Source organism: Pseudoalteromonas sp. SR44-8, from assembly GCF_014163635.1.
GTDB classification, from domain to species: Bacteria; Pseudomonadota; Gammaproteobacteria; order Enterobacterales; family Alteromonadaceae; genus Pseudoalteromonas; species Pseudoalteromonas rhizosphaerae.
Genome location: NZ_JACJDS010000029.1, coordinates 1 through 21,839 on the forward strand (window position 1 = coordinate 1; position 21,839 = coordinate 21,839).

Below are 21,839 nucleotides of genomic sequence, written 5' to 3' on the forward strand. Positions count from 1 at the left end.
AAGTTAAACTTTATCTCGCTAGGGCTGCGCATATTACGCTTTCCTATTTTTTTGTCAACACTTAATTTTAAACTTTATTAAAAATCTAAACTTAAGTTTTACTCGACTAACTGATTAACTCTTGCCTCGCTAAGCGTTGCTGTCTGCCGTCTCAGTGGGTCGCATTATAGGGCGCGGCGAATTTTACGCAAGCGTTTTTTAAAGAAAACTATAAAAAACATGCCTTACGCTTGCTTTTTAGCCAAGATGCTTAAAAACACATCTAAAAAATAGATAATCGCTATTGTTCAATCCTTCTAAAATAGGGTTTCACATTCATATACGTTGATATTAATAACACTAGTATTGTACATATGAAATTTCATATATACACTTAATGGATATTGTCAGTCAGAATATTTAATTTACATGTCCCAAAGTAATAGCTCAAAGCAAAGTGTGCTCTTTCTGTGCACTGAGAATTCAGCCCGTTCACAAATGGCAGAAGTATTACTGAGAAATAAAGGGGGAGAGATTTTTGATGTTTATAGTGCTGGGATCGCTCCTAAAGATATTGATCCTAGAACAATTAATTGTTTGCAAAAGTTTAACTTGCCGATAACTGAGCTCAGCGCAAAACATATAGCTGAGTTTACAGATAAGACTTTTGATTATGTTATTACGCTATGTGAAAGAGCAAACAATGAATGCAGAGCTTATAAAGGCGCACTGTTGCAACTTGCGTGGGATATTGCAGATCCAAAAGTAATGGTAGGTTTAGAGCCCTTTGTCGCAACCCTCTATGAACTTGATAAACGACTGGATATGTTTATTGACGTACACGGTAATATTAATAACCTGCAATCACATCAGTATGTGCCACTATGTAGTAGTACCATCTCAGATCAAGATAACGAGTTATCGATAGATCCAAGCATATTTTATAAATGCTTAACTGATCAGATCCGATTAAAAACTTTAATGTTAACCAACTACTATGGCGAGTTATGTGTTTGCGAATTAATGGTAGCACTGCAAGAGCAAAGCCAACCAAAGGTATCGCGTAACTTAGCCGTATTAAAGAAAGCCGGCATCATTACAGATAGAAAGCACGGACAATGGGTGTTTTACCAAATTAATCCAAGATTGCCACAATGGAGCAAGACGATTATTAGTACAACCACTGAAAGTAATCTCCATCTGATCATCAACAGCCTTAAGCGATTAGCGACTATGCATAAACGACCTAATAAAGTGAGCTTTTGCAGTTAACGATAACTTTAATAAACACAGCACAATTTAACATTGGCTAACGTAATGAAGCGCTAGCTTTACCGCACTTACAACCCAACAATTAATCAGGATGTAATTATGACAGTAAAAGTAGGTATAAATGGTTTTGGCCGTATGGGCCGATTATCAATGCGCGCAGCATTTGATTGGCATGATATAGAAATTGTCCATATTAACGATCCAGGCGGTAATGCTGAAACATTCGCTCATTTAATGACGTTTGATTCAGTACACGGTAAATGGCATCACGAAGCAAGTCATACTGAAAATACTATTATAATTAATGGTAAAACAATTGCTTTTACGCAAAACACTAAAACAGAACAGACTGATTGGTCAAACTGTGATGTCGTTATTGAAGCGTCGGGTAAAATTAAAACCAAGGCACTACTGCAAGCTTACCTAGATCAAGGTGTAAAACGCGTTGTTGTTACAGCACCAGTAAAAGAAGAGGGTATTTTAAATGTAGTAATAGGTGTAAACGACCACCTTTATAATAAAGAGATTTACCCAATCATTACAGCTGCATCATGCACAACTAACTGCTTAGCACCAGTAGTAAAAGTTATTCATGAAAAGATTGGCATCAAGCATGGCTCAATCACCACCATTCATGACATAACCAACACCCAAACAATTATTGATGCACCGCATAAAGACTTACGCCGTGCACGTTCATGTGGCACAAGTTTGATCCCCACTACAACTGGTTCAGCTACTGCAATAACGCATATATTTCCAGAGTTAAAAGGTAAACTAAATGGCCATGCTATTCGCGTACCGCTAACTAACGCATCAATTACTGACTGTGTATTTGAACTTGAGCGCGGTACAACCGTTGCTGAAGTAAATAAATTACTTAAGGATGCTGCTGAAAATGAACTAAAAGGCATTATGGGCTACGAAGAACGCCCACTGGTATCTATTGACTACAAAACCGATCCTCGTTCCAGCATCATTGATGCGCTATCAACCATGGTGATCAACGACACTCAAGTAAAACTTTATGTGTGGTACGACAATGAATGGGGCTACGCGAACCGAACTGCGGAACTGGTACGTAAAGTTGGTCTAGCTGACAAGGAATAATTAACCGTGGATCGATTCACAGCACTCTCCCCACAAATAAAACAATATTTGATCATTACCGGTAATTACTGGGCATTTACTTTAACTGATGGCGCATTGCGGATGCTCGTGGTGCTGTATTTTTATCAATTAGGTTACAGCCCACTTAGTATTGCTATGTTGTTTTTGTTTTATGAAATTTTTGGTGTGATCACCAATTTAGTGGGCGGATGGCTGGGAGCTCGATTCGGCCTGAATAAAACCATGAACATTGGCTTAGCATTACAAATTGTGTCTTTGGCAATGCTTATGGCACCTGTAGATACACTCACCGTAATTTATGTGATGGCTGCGCAGGCGCTTTCAGGGATCGCAAAAGATCTGAATAAAATGAGCGCCAAAAGCGCTATTAAGTTACTAGTACCAAAAGACGCGCAAGGCCAGCTTTTCAAATGGGTGGCTATTTTAACGGGTTCTAAAAATGCGTTAAAAGGTGTTGGCTTCTTTTTAGGTGGTGTACTGCTGACTTTGCTAGAGTTTCATGGCGCAATGCTAATCATGATCTGCATGCTCACTATGGTTTGGCTATTTAGTGTATTCGCATTAAAAGAAGATTTAGGCAAAGCTAAAAATAAAGCCAAATTTAGTGAGCTATTCTCTAAGAGCAAAGCAATTAATGTACTTTCTGCGGCACGACTATTTTTATTTGCCGCCAGAGATGTTTGGTTTGTTGTGGCGCTACCGGTATTTTTAGCGGCTACATTTGCCTGGGATCACTGGTGGGTTGGCGGCTTTATGGCATGCTGGATTATTGGTTATGGCATAGTGCAGTCTTTTGCGCCTTATATTACAAACATAATGAGTACAGGAAAAAAATCAGTTCAGGTGCCCTGTGGCCGTAGCGCTTTTTTATGGGCCAGTTACTTAACAGCTATACCGGCCATTATTGCCTTAGCTCTGCATTTTGACTTTTATATACAAGCATCCGTTATTATCGGTTTACTGATATTTGGTGCGGTGTTTGCGATTAACTCATCATTGCATAGCTATTTAATTGTAAGCCTTGCTGATAGTGATGGCGTGTCACTTGATGTGGGCTTTTACTATATGGCAAATGCCATGGGCAGATTATTAGGCACAGTGCTTTCGGGCTGGGTATATCAACAACACGGGCTAGAAGCTTGCTTGTGGATCTCAAGCTGCTTTATTGCCCTAGCAGCATTGTTATCGCTCGCGTTACCAAAGAGTAATCAATAGTCATTAAAATCAATCGTTGGTAAACTCTCAAAACCTGGTTTTGCAAATAAATAGCCTTGCATTAATTCTATGCCCGCTGCTTTTAGCCAAGTATATTCCTGAAGAGTCTCTATCCCTTCAGCTAGCGGAGTGATATTTAGATCACGAAACATATTTAAGCTATGGGTCACAATTGCTTGGCGTACTTTATCTGAATCTATATTGCGAATAAGCTCCATATCTAACTTAATAATATCAGTCTGAAAATCGGCTAATAAATTAAGTCCTGAATAACCAGATCCAAAATCATCCGTGGCTGTTGTAAAACCTAACGACTGGTAATACTCAACCACTCGCTTTATATGAGCACTATCTTCTATTTTCTCAACTTCAGTAAACTCAAACATAATACGTTGAGTAGGAAAATTATATTTTTTAGCGGCTTCTAATGTAGTACGAATACAGCGTTCTGGCTTATAAATAGCATTAGGTAAGAAATTAATGCTTAACATCGAATCAACGCCTAGTTTTGCGGCTAATGCAATTGCCTTAATGCGACATAGCTGGTCAAAAGTATAACGATTAGCATCATTCACTTTAGAAATAACTGAATACGCAGATTCATTATTTAAACCACGAACAAGTGCCTCATAACCAAAAATAGAGTTAGTTTGGCAATTTATAATTGGTTGAAATGCCATTGTAAAATCAAAACCAAGGCTTTCTTCATCCGTGCAATTGCTACACAACACTCTATCGCATTCCATTGATTTATCATTCACTAATTAAACCTCCCCAATCTTTTATCTTAAGGTTAGTTGTTATTTTACAACACCGCAATCAATCTTACAGAATTACAGCAAGGAGTAATTCTTCGAGAACTTTTAAAACAAACAGCTTGTTTGTCAACAGCTAAACTGATGAGAATATTTTTTACAAAAAAGTATCCAAAATATTGAGGCAAATTATCACACCTTTAAGGAAATAGCATTAAATGCCATTAACATAACCTTTAATTAGTAATATTTAATCTTAAAAATACAGACCCTATTTTTGGAACGAAAAGTGCATAAAAATATTTATTCAGACCTGAACTAAAATCAGTCAATTTTTTATCACGTAGAGGACTTTATGAAGTTGAATGCTTTTCATCCACAAATACAAATTGAATCACATAATATAAAGCAAAATAATTTAAATACACAATCGACTACAAGCAACGTAGATGTAAAGTCTTAGAATGATAAAACAAGCACTTCTGAAAACAGAAATATTGCGAACACTGACAGTAAAGAAGATGATGAAACCAAACAGCCTGAGGAAACTTCGCAGGAACAAACTCTAAAGAACATAGATCAACTACAGAATAAAATAAAAACGGTAAAAAATGACGAAACATTATCTAAAACACAGCAACAACAGCAATTAACGGAGCTAAATAAGCAATTAGATGATGAATTAAGTTTTATACAGTTAACGGTTAGAAAAAATGTCTCAACCTTAGTCAATAGCTTATTTACATCTGCAGGTAATACAAGTTCAGGATTGTTATTTAATAACAAAGCGTAAATATCGTATTGATAAAACGAACAACTGAGTAATTTTGTTTATTAGGTATTTACTTGGAAAGCGTGTAAAAGTGGTGGCCCCTCCCAGACTCGAACTGGGGACCTAACGATTATGAGTTGCAAAACAAGAACTTACTACGAGTTACTTTTTGATATAACTATTTACTAATTTTCATAGCTATATCATAGGGTTATTGAATAAACCCTACCTCTGATGCATAAATCATTATGTATTTCAGAACGTTAAATTTTACGTTCAAAGTAGCACAGAGGTAGCACCATATGTCAGACACAAAATTTCGCTTCACAGAATTGTCGCTTGAAAAGATCGAATCAAACGGTAAACGCACTCGCTATTATGACAATCTATTGTCAGGACTCATTTTAGATGTGAGCTTAGCTGGTAAAAAATCATTTAGAGTTTATAAAAAGATACCAGGGCGAGACACCCCGATTAATGTCACCCTTGGTTACTTTCCATCAATTGCACTTGATGATGCAAGGCGAATGGCTCGTAAAGTAATGGCAGATATCGCAGAGGGCATAAACCCTAACGACCTTAAGCGCCAATTTAGAGCGGCTTCAATTACCTTGAAAGAAGCCTTTGATTCATACATCGAATCTAGAGATCTTAAGCCTATAACTGAAAGAGGTTATCAACAAAAAATAGATTGCTATCTATCGGATTGGCATAACAAGCGCCTAGCCGATATTAATCAAACAATGATTTTAAAGCGCCAGCGAGAAATAACCTCAAGAAGCCCTGCTCAAGCAAATTATACCATGCGCCTAATGCGTGCTTTATTTAACTTTGCTAAAGCTGAATACAAGTCTTCAGAAGGTCGCTCATTATTTCCAGAAAACCCTGTAGATACACTTTCTGAAAAACGAAGCTGGAATAATGTAAAGCGTAAAACAACAAGACTACGTCGTTCACAACTAAAACCATTCATAGACGCATTATATGAAGTTAGAAATGAAGCTGCTAAATATCGTCAAAATAGTCGTGTCGGTTTTTGTGATTATCTGGAGTTTTTAACCTTTTCAGGCCTGAGAAGGTCTGAGCTACTGCAACTCCCATGGTCACAAGTACACCTTGAAGATAAGATATTCATTTTAGAAGATACAAAAAATGGCTTAGATGTCGAGTTCCCTATTACAGATCGATTAGCTGAGATATTTAATCGACGTAAAGAATATAAAGTATCTGACTATGTGTTTGGGGCAGATAGTAAAAAGGGCTACCTCACTGATCCTAAAAAAACGTTGAAACATGTATGCCAAATTGCAGGAGTAAAAATCACTTCGCATGATTTGCGTCGAACATTTACATCAATGGCTGAGAGTAGCGGAGTATCAGGGTACCTCCTGAAACGCCTTCTAAACCATATTACAGATAAAAGTGATGTAACTGCTGGCTATTTAATTTTAACCGCTGAGGAGCTTAAAGAGCCCGCAGAAAAAGTAACAGAAACAATAGCCAAATATGCTGGTTTGATTGAACGAGAGCCAGAAAATAAAATCAGTGAAATGAAAAGTCTGTTAGCAAGCTTAACTAGGGAACAAAAAGTTGAGATTATGAGCACATTGCTAAGTTAAAATTGGGAAGTGTCAGCCAATAGCTCTAGAGCTATTAGCTGACACTACAAGCTTAATGACTGACAGCATAATCTAAAGCAACAATCACTAGTACAGTAGCAATAACCGTAGCTACAGCTTTGAATATACGCACTAGCTGATTACGACGAAACTTTTTATCTTCAACGATATAATTTTTTTCTACCCAAGCAATAAGCCCTTCAGTATTAAGTGTATTTTCAACTTTTCGCTTAACAAGGTTAACGTACAAATAAACGGAGCAAAGCAAAAATACAACTACTAAAATTAGCTGCAAAGGCAACCCACCTGGAACTTCAAACTTAGTTGTATCTGGATATTTAACAAATCCCTTTATAACTACAAGCCATAAAATACTCACTAAAGAAAACGCCCAAGCGACATATGTTCTATAATTTGATCTAATATCAGACTCGCTCTTATCTCTTCTATCTCGTTTGCCTGATTGGACATAAAACGAATTAGACAGCGAATTTAAATACTCTTTTTCCCTATTGTAAGTAGATGGCTTTAAATATCTAGCCGATTTAAGTGATGCGCATAAAGAGTTCATATATGAAATAATCCCTTGCTCTTCACCAAAAGCTTTTTGACCGCCGCTAGAGTAAGTTCTCTTAATACTTGTTAACTCTCGTTTAAGCTGACCTAACAACTTTAAACCCACAGCATCTGGAGATTCCGCTTCATAGGGAACTATTGTGGTTAAAGAGTCTTCTTCAATATAATGATGTTTATGAGAGTGCAAAGAGTACTTTATATAATAAAAAGCCTGTCGTATTGCTAAATACGCTTTATTCTCAGCTACTTTAGATAGAGAATTAGTTAACTTTAACTTTGTGAAACCGCGAGGATCTACACTAAAACTGATTTCATAAAAATGCTGTTCAATATATTTATCAAAGTTTTTTGATAGATTTTTAACGACAGAATTATAATGTCGATTCAAGTCTGTTTGAATACCTTCCCACTCAGCTGGTGTTAACTTACTGGAAATTTTTTTATGCAAAGGCTTTGCTTTATGAATGTGTTCAAACCAAGGGAGAGAACTCTCTCCATCCTTCGTTAATTTTGGTTCTTGAGCCAAAGGATAAATAAATAACTTACCTTGTAAGTTTCTTTCATCTAAGTTTTCTGATTCATTAGTTTCAGCAACAACTATTACTCTAAACCGACCATCACAACCTTTAGTATTAGAATCTTTCCAATCTAACTTTGACTGCAATATTATTCTGCGAGCATGATGGTCATACTGCTTCAAAAAACCATAATTTATTTTAGTAGTTTTGGGATCTTGTAGTTTCTTATTTGTAAAACTTCCAGAAATGCCTGGTGACATTAACCCATAATCCAAATGGCCGTTAATGCAGGGAATCCAGCCTATATGAGTGTAATCCATTTATTAATAATTCCTAAATACAAAAAAGCTCACCCAAGGTGAGCTTTGCTACATCAAAATTCTATTTTATTTTTATATTAGACGCTTATACCATACAGCTGACGGTTTTTGGTCAGCAACCAGCTCACCGCTATCTTGGTCTATATACATACCATGAGATAAGGTTGATCCAGAAGGTGTAACTCCAGCCTTACCTAATTTACTTTCGACTTTTTTCATTTTATTTCTTTGTTTGCTATCCGAAAAAATAGAAAAAGCTTGGTTCAAGGCAATAGTTAAGCCAATGAAAGCAATCAATGTGTATAGAATGTACATAGTTTATCCTTTTATCGTCCAGTACTAAAATTAGTCGGAACTATCGTCCTAAGCAATAAAATAAATATAAAATTTTATATACCCAGGATGCAGATATTAACAGCATACCAATTCAAAGATCAATATAGGCGCTCTTTTTTCACTCAATTAGTCTCTTTATTTGCAGTTTGACGCTCTGATTCTAGAAATTCTATTCTTTGATAAAAAAAGATTTTTTTATCAGTAGTGGCTAATGAACCGATATTACAAAAAAACACTTAAATTATGATTGTGTTTATTTCTATATTTAAAATACGTTTCACGGTTCCCTCCATTTAGAACTTCAAGTATGTTGTAACTACAGCGCTTCCAGAAGAGAAAAAAATTCAAAAGTACGACTGAGAAAAACTAAAAGTACGATGATTTAGATCAAAAGTACGATACTATCCAAAATCAAAAGTACGACACTTATCTGGCTGTTACCCTTTTCGTAAACGTGCAATTTCAAACTTTGCAAGCTGCCTTCTGCCACTTTCATTATCGCGAAAAATGAGTACGTTATCGCTCTCAACCCTAAGTCGATAATCTAAAATTTTTTTTAGTTTTTGGATACGGTTCTTTAAGGCTGATAGCGGTAGTCTTACACCGATCCTTTCTCGTAAATTATCTAACTTGATAACTTGCTTAGAAGGTCTACCACAGCGCTTCCGGCAGACTTCATAAAGTCTGCGATCAAATGGTTTGGATAATTGAAAGTAATCTTCATGTAATGTTAATACATCATTGTCATCAACCGTCTCAATGAGCCAATCGGGCAGTGTTACTTGCCAACAACTTAAACCACTACCTTCGATTAACTTAAAGCCTTCGATGAGGCCCATACTTTCCAAAAATCTTCGGCCATTAAACTTATAATCAGTAGTGATTAAAGTTCCTGCGAGTCGATATAAAGCCTTTTCAACAAGTTTATACTCTTTTCCTGATGTTCCTCTCCCTGTAGCCTTTAGGAGATCATAGGTGTTGAAGCGAACCGTGTTACTAAGCTCTAACTTAGCATTTTTTGCAGCCATGATATGGCTTAAGCAATAAATGAGTATTTCTTTATCTTTGATGGTTGCTCGACCCAGGACGCTTGGAACGATTTTTATCGATACGCCTTTATATGAAAAATCCAAAACACCTTTAGACTTGCCGTCTAATGCAAACACAGGCCACACCATTGAAAACATATCTGATTTCAAATTGACATGAGTCATTTTGCATTCAAAATGCGCCATAGCTAGCGTTACTTGTTTCTTGGTTGAGAAGCTAACCAGTTGTGAAAATCTTCAACAGGGAAAAGTAATCGAGCGCCAATTTTAATATGCGGTGGTAATGGGTAATTTCCACAGCCTTGTTTGTTCTTAGAGATTTGATTAAAAAGAGCTTGTTTGCTGATAAAAAGTAAGTCGGCTACTTCTTCTGAACGATAAAATACCTTTTCCATTATTATTGACCTCAAAGCGTAAGCGTTGAGCTCAATTATTAGCTCAACACATTATTAATTAGTTGAGCGACAATGGTAATTAAGTGGTAAGAAGCTTGTCCTTGAAAAACAGGGGTAACTTTCGGGGGGTTTTTAACAGTTTAGAGGAAAAGTAACTTAATTTAGTTATCAATAAAATTAAATAACTGATTTTTATATGTATTATTTTTTAGATTTGGAGTTAGCTAGTAAAAAGGCCTACAAAAAAATTTTCTTGATAATCTTTTTAAGTAGGCTTTTGGAGAGGTCTACGTAATATCACTTACATTTAAGATAAAACAAAGTAGCGAAGAAGATCACAAGACTTAGAATCAGAGCGCAACCAGCGAGTACAGGAGCCATGTTTAAATCCTGCCTTCTTTAATTGCTGTGAAAAGGTCATTTTTCAGCTTGTCGTAGCGTCGAGTAGCGCGAATCGCTAACACCATTAAAATCCACATTTGAAACCATTCGTATAATGTCATAACTGCAATCTCAGCTAATGCTTTGCACTTGAGTATAGAAAAGATCCTTCCCAATTACACAAAGCAATAGTCCACTCACTAATACTTTGTTGCTTCTGCTCATTACAGCCCATGAAGGGGAAAGTGATTTTTTTGCTTCGAGATTTGAAATGACTGAAAGACTCTAACCTAATATCCCAAACCTCACCTATTTCATTTGTTATATCGAAAGCCAGTGCTTTCTGAGAAATCAAAGCAAAAAAGATTTCCTGCTCTGACTGCACTTCTTTTTCAAATGATAGTCCTAATGGCTCACATTCAGCTTCGATACCAGCTAGGCGGCTTTGAAACTCAGCTACTACAGGTATAAATGGCCTTAGCTCAACATTTTTGTATAGATCTAAAAGTAGCATTACATTACTCCTGAAATTAGGCATGCCTAATTTTGCTCACTACCCTATTCTTTAAAGTTAGGCATGCCTAACTATTACTAGTAATAGGTGTCGTAAAGCTCTCCACGTGATTGTGCATCTTCAGCTTCTTCACGCGACATAAATTCACCATCAGCGATAATATTGCCCATACCATCATTCAATTGATCTAGTTGCTCGTTTTCGTTCGACAACTGCTCATCACTTGTAAATATACTTACCAGCAAGTAGATAGCCCCGACCAATACACACACAAACGTTTCAAGCATATTCATTCCTCCAAACCCAATTTGGCATGTCAAATTAAAAGCTAAGCATTCCTTAGTATCAAACATTCATTAAAGCTAAGAAACTCTTAGTTTTCAAGCTAAGAACTATAAATAATGAAAACTAATGACGAATCACCATTTCCAAAGCGCTTAAAAAAGGCTAGAAAAGCCAAAGGGCTATCACAAAAACAGTTAGGGATTTTAGCTGGCATGGATGAGTTTGCGGCATCGGCAAGAATGAACCAATACGAAAAAGGCGTACACGCACCAGACTTTAAAACAGTAAAAGCACTTGCTGATATTTTAGAAGTGCCTACTGCTTACTTGTATTGTATTGAGAATGGATTAGCAGAAGCTATTCTAGAACATTATGGTGAAGCATTGGATAACACCTAAAATTACTTTTACTAATTAATATTTTATTTTAAAAGCTTAGGAAGCTTATCCATATGATATTTAACTTTTAAAATTTCTGATGATTTAATTTTCTCAATGGTAGAAGTTTTTTCATTGTATATTAGAAACCAATTATGACCTTCTTGAATAATTTTAACTTTAGCTTTTGAGTCAGCTAGATAAAGTGTTGCATTAATTACTTTTGAGCCACCCAAAGCAGTTGGTATATAAGGGTAAATATGATTCGAATAAATAGAAATAAATTGAAAAAGGCCATATCCCAAGCAAAGAAGAGCAAACATTAGAGAAAAATATTTTTCATGATTCGGATCTGAGTCCAGATCTAAATGATTAAGCTGCACACCCTTTTTTTCATCATCTTGAGAAATCGCTATACCATAAGCACCTAAGAAAAAATACAAAGTAAACTTTGAGTACTGACTCAATAATTCACTCTCACTGCTTGCAAAGAAAAGAAGAGCTATAAAAGGGATTGTAATTATATAGATTAATATCTTAAGCAACTTTGACTGAAACCGCTTTCCTCTTATGACCTCTATAGCTAACAAAGAAAAACTACTATAGAAGATATAAATACCAAAATTCATGTAAGCGCCAAATGCTGAGAAAGGTAATTCTAAAAAATCAGCACTATGCAAAATACTGTATATTCCTGCTGGTATCGATGAAATTCTCAGTAACCAGGGGAACAAAATTTTGGGCTCATAACTTTTAGAAACATCTGAGATATTCGTTCTATAAAACACAAACAGGAACATTGATGTAAAAATAAAAACTGAACCAAATCCAGTAAGCATATACCTAGCTTCTACAAGCTCAAATTCATAACTACCATAACTTGCCAAATATGAGTTATGTACAACAAAACCAACTAGGTATAACAATATAGGAACTCGTATAAAATTATTTTTTAGAAAATCCATTTTATTCTCAGTAATTTAAAGCTTTTAATAGTGCAAATTACATCATATGTACTTCTCTTGCTAGATGGAACTACAATTTAAATATTTAAAATTGAGGCATCATGAGCAATCGCCTCCTCTTTTCTGGGCTTCGCCCATCCCCCGCTATGTAGAAGCCTAAAATAGGCTTGCACATAGCGGGGGATGGACTCTTGAGCATCTTACACGCAGATTTTTATTTGCAGATTGAAATTTAAATTAAAGCTGCTAATCTAAATATTAATCAAGCCCTTCGGGCCTGAAGAAAACAGGCGCTTTTCTGCTGCCTTCAACACGTTGTTACATTCTCTGTAACCCCCACTTCAGAAGCTTTCAGCTTCATCATAAAACCAAGTCTTTTGATTTTTAGGCGCGATCAGTCCGAGCCTTACGCATGCGTAAAACAGGGGCGAATAGGCGTTAGCCGCTGAGCTTTATCAGCCAGTTTTTCTTACAATCACACCGGAGAATAACTATGACCTTTAATGCTAAAGCAGAAGCATTGCGCCTAAAAAATGAGAAAAAATTGATCAGTAAAAAACGATTTAAGTCATCCAAGCTAGATAAACATAAACAACGACTTTTAGCTCTTTACGAAGAAGGTACGAATATAGCCAACCTACAAAGATGGCTTTTGCGTAAAGGAATGAGAGCACATTGGACAACTGTAAAACGGTGGGTCGATAAAAATGCCTAAGTTCGCAAAACCAGAAACGCAAGCGGAAAAGCTAGCTAAAAACTTATTTAAGCACAAAATTATTAAATCTTTAGGTACTGCTCGAAGTTATAAAACTGCACTGATTAAAATAGCTCGGTGGTCAAAGGATATTGGCATCAATGGTGTGCAAGGGATGAGCACTCAAGATGCTTATAAATACCTTGATTACCGCAGTGAGTTTGTAGGTCAAAAAACGCTGGATATGGAACGGCAAGCAATTCAAGCTATGTTTAAACTCAACGGCAAACTAAGCACAAAAGAAACGCTGACAGTAATAAGGTCCGAAAAAGATAAAATCGAAAAGTCTCGCGCCTACACTCCAGCCCAAGCTCTCGCAATCAGCGAACATCAAACTAGAAAGTATAATTTATCAACACAAATAGCCTATGCCGCAGGGTTAAGAGCACATGAGCTTTTAACAATTGCCAAAGTATCAGAGCGTAAAGCTGATAGCCGCCCAGCGCTAAACAGTAAATGGCTTGGTCGAGAAGGTTGTATTTATACAGTGAAAGGTAAAGGCGGCCTTGTCCGCGATGTATTAATACCTAACGCATTAGCTACAAAGTTAGAAGAAAGGCGCTTAGCACAGCCTATAACCGTTCGTGACAGGGAAATTAACTATTTGCAACGCTACGATCTTGGCGGTGGCCATAAATGGTCGTGCTCATTCTCTAAAGCATCTAGTCGCACACTCTTTTTTTCTAATGGCGGTCATGGTCTTAGACACAGCTATGCACAAGAGAGAATGGCAGAACTAAAAAGCTTGGGGTTAGCGAGAGCTATTGCTCTTGAAACTGTGTCGCAAGAGCTAGGCCACTTCAGAGCTGAAATTACTGAGGTTTATTTAAGGTAATACGTAATAACACTTAATTGATCAGTTTTTTGAGCCCAGCTTCATAAACCAGAAATGAAGTTACTACAGGCAATCCTAAATACCCCTTCAGACAGTAGCTCTCGATTTGACTTGATCAATAAGTGCTTATCTCGAACAACTTTAAGCCAGCAAATATATAAATCAAATAATTCATCTTTTGATTCCATTTGATTTGGAGCTTTTTCAATCTTAACCAATAATATCACCAACCCCTCAAGTATAGATATTATATTAAGCTTTAAGGATATAGCTAACCTAGCCGTTGATGGAGTGAGTACCGATAAGTCATTATCGCTTGGGTACAACTTTCCGTCTATAAAATCACGACGATACTCTGTTAGCATTTTCGAGATTTGATCTAAGCTAAGCCCACTGCTTTTCACTTTCTGATTAGCACTCGAGATCACTTCTTCAAATACACCTTCTAAAAATAACTCACTTTTCATTTCCTGAAGTTTTACTTTGAACTCTTCATTTATTTTTAATACTTCTTCAATGCTATTACAATTCTGATGCTTTTCAGCCCAGCTTAAACCTACACTAGATAACTTAAAGACAGTGTCATCACCCTCTATTATTTTCAAAGACCAGTGAACCAAATAAGCATCAAGTTTTGATGTTATATTTCGCTGTTGATGTGCAACTTTTATTGACTCCCTAAAATAAAAAACTAAAACCGCACTAATAGCAGCCCAAAACAATGTCATGTTATCTCCAAAAATACTGTAAAAGTTCAATCGTGTGCATATTCAGTCGCTACTTACCAGCCGCTCTTTATAATCAATAGAGTTTTTATGGACAACATAAAACATTGATTTCAAGGTAACATTAACTTGGGCTTGATATCTTTCACTTTTTAATTGCCCCTTCTCTAATTAAAAATTCTCTTGCTTTTGATAGTTGCACCTTATTTTTACCTGCTACTAAAATATCTTTTTCAATAGTTTGTAATTGTTGCTCAAGCATTGAGTTAGCTTCAGCTTGATTTATTTTCCCGAACTTAATCATTGCTGTACGCAGCAACCCTGCTGAATCAAGAAATAGTTTAATATTTTCGATTGCTTGATAAATTTGAATGGCATCAAGCTTTAAGAACTGCTCTTTATCTGAAAGGTACGAGCTAAATTGCTTAATAATTACAACAACATTTTTTAGCTTCTTCTCATAACGTTGGTAAAAGATAAGAGCATCTTTCGGGAGTTCAGCTTGTTGTTCAAATGTCAGATAAGTCTTTGTTAGGCTGTCAATATGAAGCTCTACTAATCCCTCAAAACCAACTATATTTTCGTATGAATGACTATTGTTTTCTCTAATCATATCTTCAAAAATAATTGATATCGCGTGTGAAAAAGTAAACTCATTTTCAGGGATCGGAGTGTCTACTTGAGCTTCTATTTTCTCAAAAAAAGATTGTAACCATGCATTTGCAGCAACCAAAAAACTTAACTGAGATACATAAACATAAGCAATACGATGTTCTAAGTCCTTTTTTATTTTATTTTGGGCTATAACTCTAACTTTAAAACTCAAGAAAGCTGATATTAGGGCTCCAAATAAACCACTTAGTATAGAAATCAGTAGGGTATAGCCATTATCCATATATTGCCTCATATGCTTTAACAGCCAATAAAATAATGACTGCAATGAATCCTTTTTAGTTAGCTCTATTAAAAAGAGACCAAATGCTTACTTTAAAGATATTAATTGCAATATCAATTAATATGATAGGACTATTTTTAATAATTGATTTATAGTAAAAAGTAGCACAGAGGTAGCACAGGGTAATTTCGGTTAGTAGGTATTTACTTGGAAAGCGTGTAAAAGTGGTGGCCCCTCCCAGACTCGAACTGGGGACCTAACGATTATGAGTCGTGTGCTCTAACCAACTGAGCTAAGGGGCCATTTTGTACTAGCTTATTTTTTTAAAAAACAAAGCTAAATTTTTGAAGCGTTTAACCACCTAAGCGACTAAAGCGGGTTGCAGTATAAAAAGTTTTTACTGGCTTGTCACTAGCAAAAACCTTTATTTTAACAATCAATAAGCTAACTGCTTAAATAGTAGTCGCAAAAGGTATAATTAAAGAGTTAAGCTATTACAACTCTCTGGATATTTAACGTTGTTGATATCCGTTAACTCATTACATACCCATAGTTTTTAACTATGCTTTGAGTTAGAGGAGATATCACTCCACTTCAAACCAAATTTATTCAAATATTTTTGCAAGCGACTAGAGTCGTTAGCTTTAGACTTAAGCGTGCGACTTACGTTAAATAACTCCCTGCCAGCTGATGCCATACTATTGTGACGCTGGCAGGTAGTAAGTACGTGGCTAAGCTGATTAATATCAAAGTTATCTAACTCTTCTATCTGAGTATTTTCAAGATAATCACAAAGGACAGTCGACGCTAACTGTTGATTTTGCGGATACCAAGCTTGCTTTAAGCGAGCTATTTCATCTTTAACATCTTCTACTGTGATACGTGAAGAATCAGCCAATGTGCATAATCTTGTAATTGCAGAGCTCAAATCACGAAAGTTGCCAGTCCATAATGCCTCGTTTGAAGTGGCAAAACCAATGAAGGCATTTTTAGCTTCTTTATTAAATTGCACGCGATCCCCCATTTTTTTAGTATAGAGATCAACTTCGTAATCAATATTTGCTGGAATATCTTCTTTTCGATCTTTCAGTGCTGGTAATTCGTATGCCCACAGGTTAATACGAGCAAACAAGTCACTTCTGAAATAACCTTGAGCTATCTCTTTTTTTAGGTCTCTATTGGTACCAGCAATTAGCTGAAAATTACTTTGTATAAGTGTATCACTGCCAACTGGATGAAAAACTTTATTTTCAAGTGCATGCAGCAGCATTGCTTGCTCTTCTAAACCTAGCTCGCCGATTTCATCTAAAAAAAGTACGCCATCATGTGCGCTCAATAAAAACCCATCTCTTGCTTGCTGGGCCCCCGTAAAAGCCCCTTTCGTATGGCCAAATAACGCAGCCATGGCATTCTCGCCTTTTAAAGTGGCACAATTTACAGAAACCAGCGTGCCTTTTAACATTGAACGCTTTTTCTTTAATTGAAATATACGAGTTGCAAGCTGGCTCTTACCCGCCCCAGTAGGCCCAGTTAAAAGCATGGGATCGTGTGAGCGAATTGCTACTTTTTCTATTTGTGTGATCAGTTGATTAAAGAAAATATTTTTAGTTTCTATACCGCCTTTTAAAAACTCCTTACCTTGCTGATGCTCAATATCAAACCGCGTAGCTAATTGATCATACTTAGATAAATCCAAATCGATGATCTGTATACGCCCTATAGATTTATTATTGTTATTATGATCTGGTGATGTTTGAATCAAACGCCCTGGAAAGTGCCGGCTTTCTGTAAGCAAGTAACTGCATATTTGCACAACATGCGTACCCGTTGTGATATGAAATAAGTAATCGTTTTTATCAGTATCAAAAGTGTAGTGTGAACACCAATCAAAGAGCTTGGCATACACTTCTTCAAAGTCCCACGGATCGCTAAAATTAAGCTGGTGCAACTGCACATTAGTTTCAGGAGAGACAGACTCAATATCCACTGCAACATTATTAGCAAGGCGACTACTGTGATTGTCATGCAGCATATGTAGCTGGTTAACGATAAGATTATCTTGACTACATAAACTTATATTAGGCCGCCACTTAGCCCACCGATCAACTCTCTTACCGACATAATCTAACTGCGTACCAATTAAGCTAACGACTACTGTATCTTTCACAACTGTATCCATATAGATAAAAACACTACACAAAACAATACAAAATAACGAAAAATCTATCAAGCGCAACAGCTAGAAATACACAAAGTTAATTAATTTAAACCTTAAAAACAACAACTTAAAAACAAATGAAAATATTTAAACAAAACTGGCACATGACTTGTAATTACCTAGGAGTCTGATTAATTGGATGTGATTCAAAAAGTCACTCTGGTGCGCTCAACACTGTTGCCGCGTATTCCTAATCGAACAACATTGAAAAGTTAAATTGGTGGAGCAGCGGTTCGCCGTCTGCCTTGGGTTCGAATCCCATCTTAAACATACATATAAAGACGTTAGTAAGTCGTTATTACCAATGCTTGATAAACGCCTCAGACGAATGAACGGTGGCAAGCTGGACGCTCCCCATCGCTATGCAGTTTTGGGCTTTTATTAAACAAGTATTTAACTCTTACTAACCCCTTAATTTAAGGGAAGTAAAAACAATAAGGAATTTAAAATGTTAAGCAAAAAATTATTTCAAAAAATAGTCGAGATCACTGAAAACCAAAGAGTGCTTGTGTACAAAAATCAACAACTAATAGATGTACTCACACCTGGAAAACATAAACGTTGGGATTTTAAAAATGAATTATCGTTTGAGTATTTTGATATAAACACGCTCTACTTTTCAGAACAAAATGCTGAAAGGCTGTATCGAAATAATCCACAGCTAAATGAACATATTTTTCACTGTAAGCTAAGTAACACGGAAGTGGGCCTGTTGTACGTTAATGACCTACTTGAAGGGATCGTCGCACCTAGCGAACAATTATATCTATGGCAAGACGCGGGTGATATTCGACTAGAGAAAGTATCTATCGACGAAGAAATAGCCCTAGATGATAAAACGCTTTTTTTAATTAACCGTGCTGGCGCAAATACAGCGTCACGTTTAATTAAAAGTGATCGTACTGTTGCGGTTAAGCCAATTGCTGATTTATACGTAGCAAAAGAGCACATTGGTTTACTGTATGTAAATGGTCAGCTACTAAAACAATTAACACCCGGTCATTATGGTTTTTGGCAATTTAATCATGAGATTGAATTAAAAAACTTTGATTGCAGAACGCAGTTACTCGAGATCTCAGGACAAGAGATCCTCAGTAAAGACCGCGTAAGCTTACGCATTAATTTGAGTGCCAATATTAAAGTACATGACGCTCAGCTTGCAGCGCGAAGCGTTGATAACGTGAATGACTTTGTCTACAAAGCTTTGCAGTTAGCATTACGTGAAGCCGTTGGCACAAAATCGCTCGATGATATCCTTTTGGATAAGTTGTACGTAAATGAAACGGTAAAAGAGCTGGTTGCACAGTCTTTAAGAGACATTGGTATCACCCTAGAGAATGTCGGGGTAAAAGACATTATTTTGCCAGGTGAAATGAAAATAATATTAAACCAAGTAGTTGAAGCGCAAAAAGCAGCAGAAGCCAATGTAATTAAAAGACGCGAAGAAACGTCAGCAACCAGAAGCTTACATAACACTGCAAAAATGATTGAAAACAACCCAACACTAATGCGTTTAAAAGAGCTGGAAGCATTAGAAAAAGTCGCCGAACGAATAAACAATCTGACCGTGTACGGTGGATTAGAAGGATTAATGAACGGCGCAATAAAAATAGCCTAACCAGAAAGCATTACGCAAAAAGTAATAATGAAAAGAATTGAGGAAAAAACGAATGTGTAAAAATTATAACGTAATCGAAAACCAAGGTAGTGTACCAATTAAAGCGTGGACCAAAGGCGTCCCTTTTGAAGAGCAAGCTCAACAACAACTAAACAATATTGCACGTATGCCCTTAGTGCATTCACATATTGCGGTGATGCCAGACGTGCATTTAGGTAAAGGTGCAACCATTGGCAGTGTTATACCATCAGTTAATGCGGTTATTCCCGCCGCAGTGGGTGTTGATATTGGCTGTGGAATGGTCGCCACTAAAACAACTTTAACAGCAAGCCAGCTACCTGATAACTTGTTGGCGATTAGACATGCTTTTGAGTCAGCAGTCCCGCATGGCAGAACTAGCAATAGAGGCAAAGCCGACAGAGGTGCATGGCATAACATACCCGATGTAGTGGCGGGTGAATGGCTTAAGTTACAGGCGCGGTTTGAAGTTATTTGTGAAAAACACCCAGCAATAAAAAAGAGCAACAACGTTCATCACTTAGGCACCATGGGAACTGGCAATCATTTTTTAGAACTGTGTTTAGATGAGCACGATACTGTATGGATCATGCTGCACTCTGGCAGCCGTGGCGTGGGTAACCGCATTGGCACATATTTTATTGAGTTAGCTAAAAAAGAAATGCAGCGCCATCAAGTCAATCTACCCGATATGGATTTAGCCTACCTTGAAGAAGGCAGTGATTTTTTTGATGACTATGTTGAAGCGGTTGAATGGGCGCAAGACTTTGCCGCCAAAAACCGTGAAATTATGATGTTTAATGCCATAGCAGCATTACGAAAGCAAATACCCGTTGCGTTCTCAACCCATGAGCTCGCGGTTAATTGCCATCATAATTATATTTCTCGTGAGCATCACTTTGGTAAAGACTGCTTTGTAACACGTAAAGGGGCAGTAAGAGCCGAAAAAGGGGAAATGGGCATTATTCCAGGTAATATGGGCGCACGATCTTTTATCGTTCGTGGTTTAGGAAACCCTGAAAGCTTTAATAGCTGTAGCCATGGTGCAGGCCGGGTTATGTCTAGAACAAAAGCCAAAAAGGTGTACAGCGTTGAAGATCAAATTGCTGCCACACAAGGCGTAGAGTGCAGAAAAGATGCAGCAGTTATTGATGAAATCCCTCACGCATACAAAGATATTGAAAAAGTAATGGCAGCGCAAAAAGACTTGGTTGAGGTGGTATATACCTTAAAACAAATTGTTTGTGTAAAAGGATAAAGATAATTATATGACCACAGAATTTATAAAAATAGATGGCTCACAAGGTGAAGGCGGCGGCCAAGTATTAAGAACCGCCCTTACCCTGTCTATTTTAACCCAACAAAAAATTGAACTGTTTAATATTAGAGCCGGCAGAAACAAAACAGGGCTATTACGTCAACACCTTACATGTGTTTTGGCGGCACAAGAGATTTGTGATGCCAGTATTGAAGGAGTTGAACTTGGCTCAACGCATATTCGCTTTTCGCCAGGCAAAATAAAAGCCGGTAACTTTAATTTTGCCATTGGTAGCGCAGGCAGCACCGTATTGGTATGCCAAACAATTTTACCTGTATTGGCACTGGCACCAAACTGCTCAACCGTCACATTTGAAGGCGGCACACATAATGGAATGTCGCCTTCTTTGTACTTTTTAGAACAGTCATTTTTGCCCATACTAAAACGCATGGGTGTTGATTGCCAGATTAAAACAGCAACACTCGGGTTTTATCCTGCAGGCGGTGGAAAGTGGCAAATAAGCGTTCAACCAACAACAAAGCTTAAGCCAATTAAGTTAACTACTGCTGGTGCTCACTTTGCTAAACAAACAAGTAATTGCTCTCTAACGGCACTAGTAAGCTCACTGCCATCAAGCATAGGGCAGCGCGAAATTAACACAGCTAAAAAAGTACTCAATTGGCACGATGCACCAAGCCTTGTGCAAAACGTGATCACCCCAGGCCCGGGTAACAGTTTTCAATTAGGTATTGATAGTGAAACGCATCGTTCTGTTTTTGAGGTCAGGGGAGAAAAAGGATTATCAGCACAAAATGTAGCAAAACGCGCAGCAGGCAGAGTCAATGTATTTATTCAATCTCAGGCGGCAGTTGAAGAGTATTTAGCCGACCAATTATTACTGCCCATTGCATTGGCAGGAAGCGGCAGCTTTACAACAACTAAACCTAGCTTGCATACAATAACGAATATAAATGTTATTAAACACATATTAGGAAAAGAGATACAGTTAAAGCAATTAACACAGTGCCTGTGGCATGTTTCACTAGCATAAGACACTTA

At 37.0% G+C, this 21,839-nt stretch carries 21 protein-coding genes and 1 tRNA gene; 10 read left to right on the forward strand and 12 right to left on the reverse strand.

From position 1 onward, the window contains the following. The first annotated feature begins 408 nt into the window (after window positions 1–408). From H5183_RS14725 to arsJ, 3 genes are all read left to right on the forward strand, one after another. Entirely contained in the window at window positions 409–1,251 is an 843-nt protein-coding gene (locus H5183_RS14725) for a metalloregulator ArsR/SmtB family transcription factor (protein ID WP_182732025.1), read from the forward strand. Between the two features lie 99 nt (window positions 1,252–1,350). Beyond that, window positions 1,351–2,361, forward strand: a complete 1,011-nt coding sequence (locus H5183_RS14730) for an ArsJ-associated glyceraldehyde-3-phosphate dehydrogenase (protein WP_182732026.1) — start codon at window positions 1,351–1,353, stop codon at window positions 2,359–2,361. Window positions 2,362–2,367: 6 nt separating this feature from the next. Beyond that, complete coding sequence (arsJ, locus tag H5183_RS14735; protein WP_182732027.1) at window positions 2,368–3,597, forward strand: organoarsenical effux MFS transporter ArsJ; 1,230 nt, start codon at window positions 2,368–2,370, stop codon at window positions 3,595–3,597. Here arsJ and H5183_RS14740 read toward each other — a convergent pair. Then, on the reverse strand, window positions 3,591–4,358 hold the full coding sequence (locus H5183_RS14740) for an EAL domain-containing protein (RefSeq protein ID WP_182732028.1): 768 nt from the start codon (window positions 4,356–4,358) through the stop codon (window positions 3,591–3,593). The two genes, arsJ and H5183_RS14740, sit on opposite strands and share 7 nt — an antisense overlap. 1,068 nt (window positions 4,359–5,426) lie before the next feature. On the opposite strand from H5183_RS14740, the gene H5183_RS14745 reads away from it, so the two are divergent. Next, window positions 5,427–6,743 (forward strand): tyrosine-type recombinase/integrase, encoded by a 1,317-nt coding sequence (locus H5183_RS14745; RefSeq protein ID WP_182732029.1) that lies wholly within the window; start codon window positions 5,427–5,429, stop codon window positions 6,741–6,743. A 52-nt stretch (window positions 6,744–6,795) separates the two neighbouring features. On the opposite strand, the gene H5183_RS14750 is transcribed toward H5183_RS14745, so the two are convergent. From H5183_RS14750 to H5183_RS14775, 6 genes are all read right to left on the reverse strand, one after another. Continuing rightward, window positions 6,796–8,157, reverse strand: a complete 1,362-nt coding sequence (locus tag H5183_RS14750) for a hypothetical protein (protein ID WP_182732030.1) — start codon at window positions 8,155–8,157, stop codon at window positions 6,796–6,798. Between the two features lie 72 nt (window positions 8,158–8,229). Beyond that, window positions 8,230–8,472: a hypothetical protein gene (locus H5183_RS14755; protein WP_182732031.1), complete on the reverse strand. Its 243-nt coding sequence runs from the start codon at window positions 8,470–8,472 to the stop codon at window positions 8,230–8,232. A gap of 458 nt (window positions 8,473–8,930) precedes the next feature. Continuing rightward, a complete protein-coding gene (locus tag H5183_RS14760; protein ID WP_182732032.1) occupies window positions 8,931–9,728 on the reverse strand; it encodes a replication initiator protein A in 798 nt (265 codons plus the stop codon). Window positions 9,729–9,736: 8 nt separating this feature from the next. After that, entirely contained in the window at window positions 9,737–9,937 is a 201-nt protein-coding gene (locus H5183_RS14765; RefSeq protein ID WP_033032042.1) for an AlpA family transcriptional regulator, read from the reverse strand. A 517-nt stretch (window positions 9,938–10,454) separates the two neighbouring features. After that, window positions 10,455–10,832: a hypothetical protein gene (locus H5183_RS14770; RefSeq protein ID WP_182732033.1), complete on the reverse strand. Its 378-nt coding sequence runs from the start codon at window positions 10,830–10,832 to the stop codon at window positions 10,455–10,457. A gap of 77 nt (window positions 10,833–10,909) precedes the next feature. Further along, window positions 10,910–11,119, reverse strand: coding sequence for a hypothetical protein (locus H5183_RS14775; RefSeq protein WP_182732034.1), 210 nt, complete (start codon window positions 11,117–11,119; stop codon window positions 10,910–10,912). A gap of 114 nt (window positions 11,120–11,233) precedes the next feature. Between H5183_RS14775 and H5183_RS14780 the strand changes: the two genes are divergently transcribed. After that, entirely contained in the window at window positions 11,234–11,515 is a 282-nt protein-coding gene (locus tag H5183_RS14780; protein ID WP_182732035.1) for a helix-turn-helix domain-containing protein, read from the forward strand. A gap of 23 nt (window positions 11,516–11,538) precedes the next feature. Here the strand turns inward: H5183_RS14780 and H5183_RS14785 are convergent, their stop codons facing one another. Continuing rightward, window positions 11,539–12,459 carry a hypothetical protein gene (locus H5183_RS14785; RefSeq protein ID WP_182732036.1) on the reverse strand — a complete coding sequence of 307 codons (921 nt, stop codon included), beginning with the start codon at window positions 12,457–12,459 and terminating at the stop codon, window positions 11,539–11,541. 493 nt (window positions 12,460–12,952) lie between these two features. On the opposite strand from H5183_RS14785, the gene H5183_RS14790 reads away from it, so the two are divergent. Both H5183_RS14790 and H5183_RS14795 read left to right on the forward strand, forming a co-directional pair. Further along, entirely contained in the window at window positions 12,953–13,174 is a 222-nt protein-coding gene (locus H5183_RS14790; protein ID WP_182732037.1) for a hypothetical protein, read from the forward strand. Then, a complete protein-coding gene (locus H5183_RS14795) occupies window positions 13,167–14,048 on the forward strand; it encodes a site-specific integrase (protein WP_182732038.1) in 882 nt (293 codons plus the stop codon). The genes H5183_RS14790 and H5183_RS14795 overlap by 8 nt, the downstream gene beginning before the upstream one ends. Before the next feature lie 41 nt (window positions 14,049–14,089). Here H5183_RS14795 and H5183_RS14800 read toward each other — a convergent pair whose 3' ends face one another. The 4 genes from H5183_RS14800 to rtcR all read right to left on the reverse strand — a co-directional run bounded on the left by H5183_RS14800 (window position 14,090) and on the right by rtcR (window position 17,835). After that, the gene (locus H5183_RS14800; RefSeq protein ID WP_182732039.1) at window positions 14,090–14,776 is read right to left on the reverse strand and encodes a hypothetical protein; all 687 of its coding nucleotides are present in this window, start codon (window positions 14,774–14,776) and stop codon (window positions 14,090–14,092) included. Between the two features lie 142 nt (window positions 14,777–14,918). Continuing rightward, window positions 14,919–15,668 carry a hypothetical protein gene (locus H5183_RS14805; protein WP_182719235.1) on the reverse strand — a complete coding sequence of 250 codons (750 nt, stop codon included), beginning with the start codon at window positions 15,666–15,668 and terminating at the stop codon, window positions 14,919–14,921. Window positions 15,669–15,893: 225 nt separating this feature from the next. After that, window positions 15,894–15,970, reverse strand: a tRNA-Ile gene (locus H5183_RS14810). A gap of 254 nt (window positions 15,971–16,224) precedes the next feature. Continuing rightward, window positions 16,225–17,835: an RNA repair transcriptional activator RtcR gene (rtcR, locus tag H5183_RS14815; protein ID WP_310736587.1), complete on the reverse strand. Its 1,611-nt coding sequence runs from the start codon at window positions 17,833–17,835 to the stop codon at window positions 16,225–16,227. A 499-nt stretch (window positions 17,836–18,334) separates the two neighbouring features. Between rtcR and H5183_RS14820 the strand changes: the two genes are divergently transcribed. The 3 genes from H5183_RS14820 to rtcA are packed head-to-tail and all read left to right on the forward strand — an operon-like array spanning window position 18,335 to window position 21,831. Further along, on the forward strand, window positions 18,335–19,504 hold the full coding sequence (locus H5183_RS14820) for a slipin family protein (protein ID WP_182732041.1): 1,170 nt from the start codon (window positions 18,335–18,337) through the stop codon (window positions 19,502–19,504). A gap of 52 nt (window positions 19,505–19,556) precedes the next feature. Next, window positions 19,557–20,780: an RtcB family protein gene (locus tag H5183_RS14825; RefSeq protein WP_182732042.1), complete on the forward strand. Its 1,224-nt coding sequence runs from the start codon at window positions 19,557–19,559 to the stop codon at window positions 20,778–20,780. A gap of 10 nt (window positions 20,781–20,790) precedes the next feature. Further along, window positions 20,791–21,831 carry an RNA 3'-terminal phosphate cyclase gene (rtcA, locus tag H5183_RS14830; protein ID WP_182732043.1) on the forward strand — a complete coding sequence of 347 codons (1,041 nt, stop codon included), beginning with the start codon at window positions 20,791–20,793 and terminating at the stop codon, window positions 21,829–21,831. Window positions 21,832–21,839 lie beyond the last annotated feature (8 nt).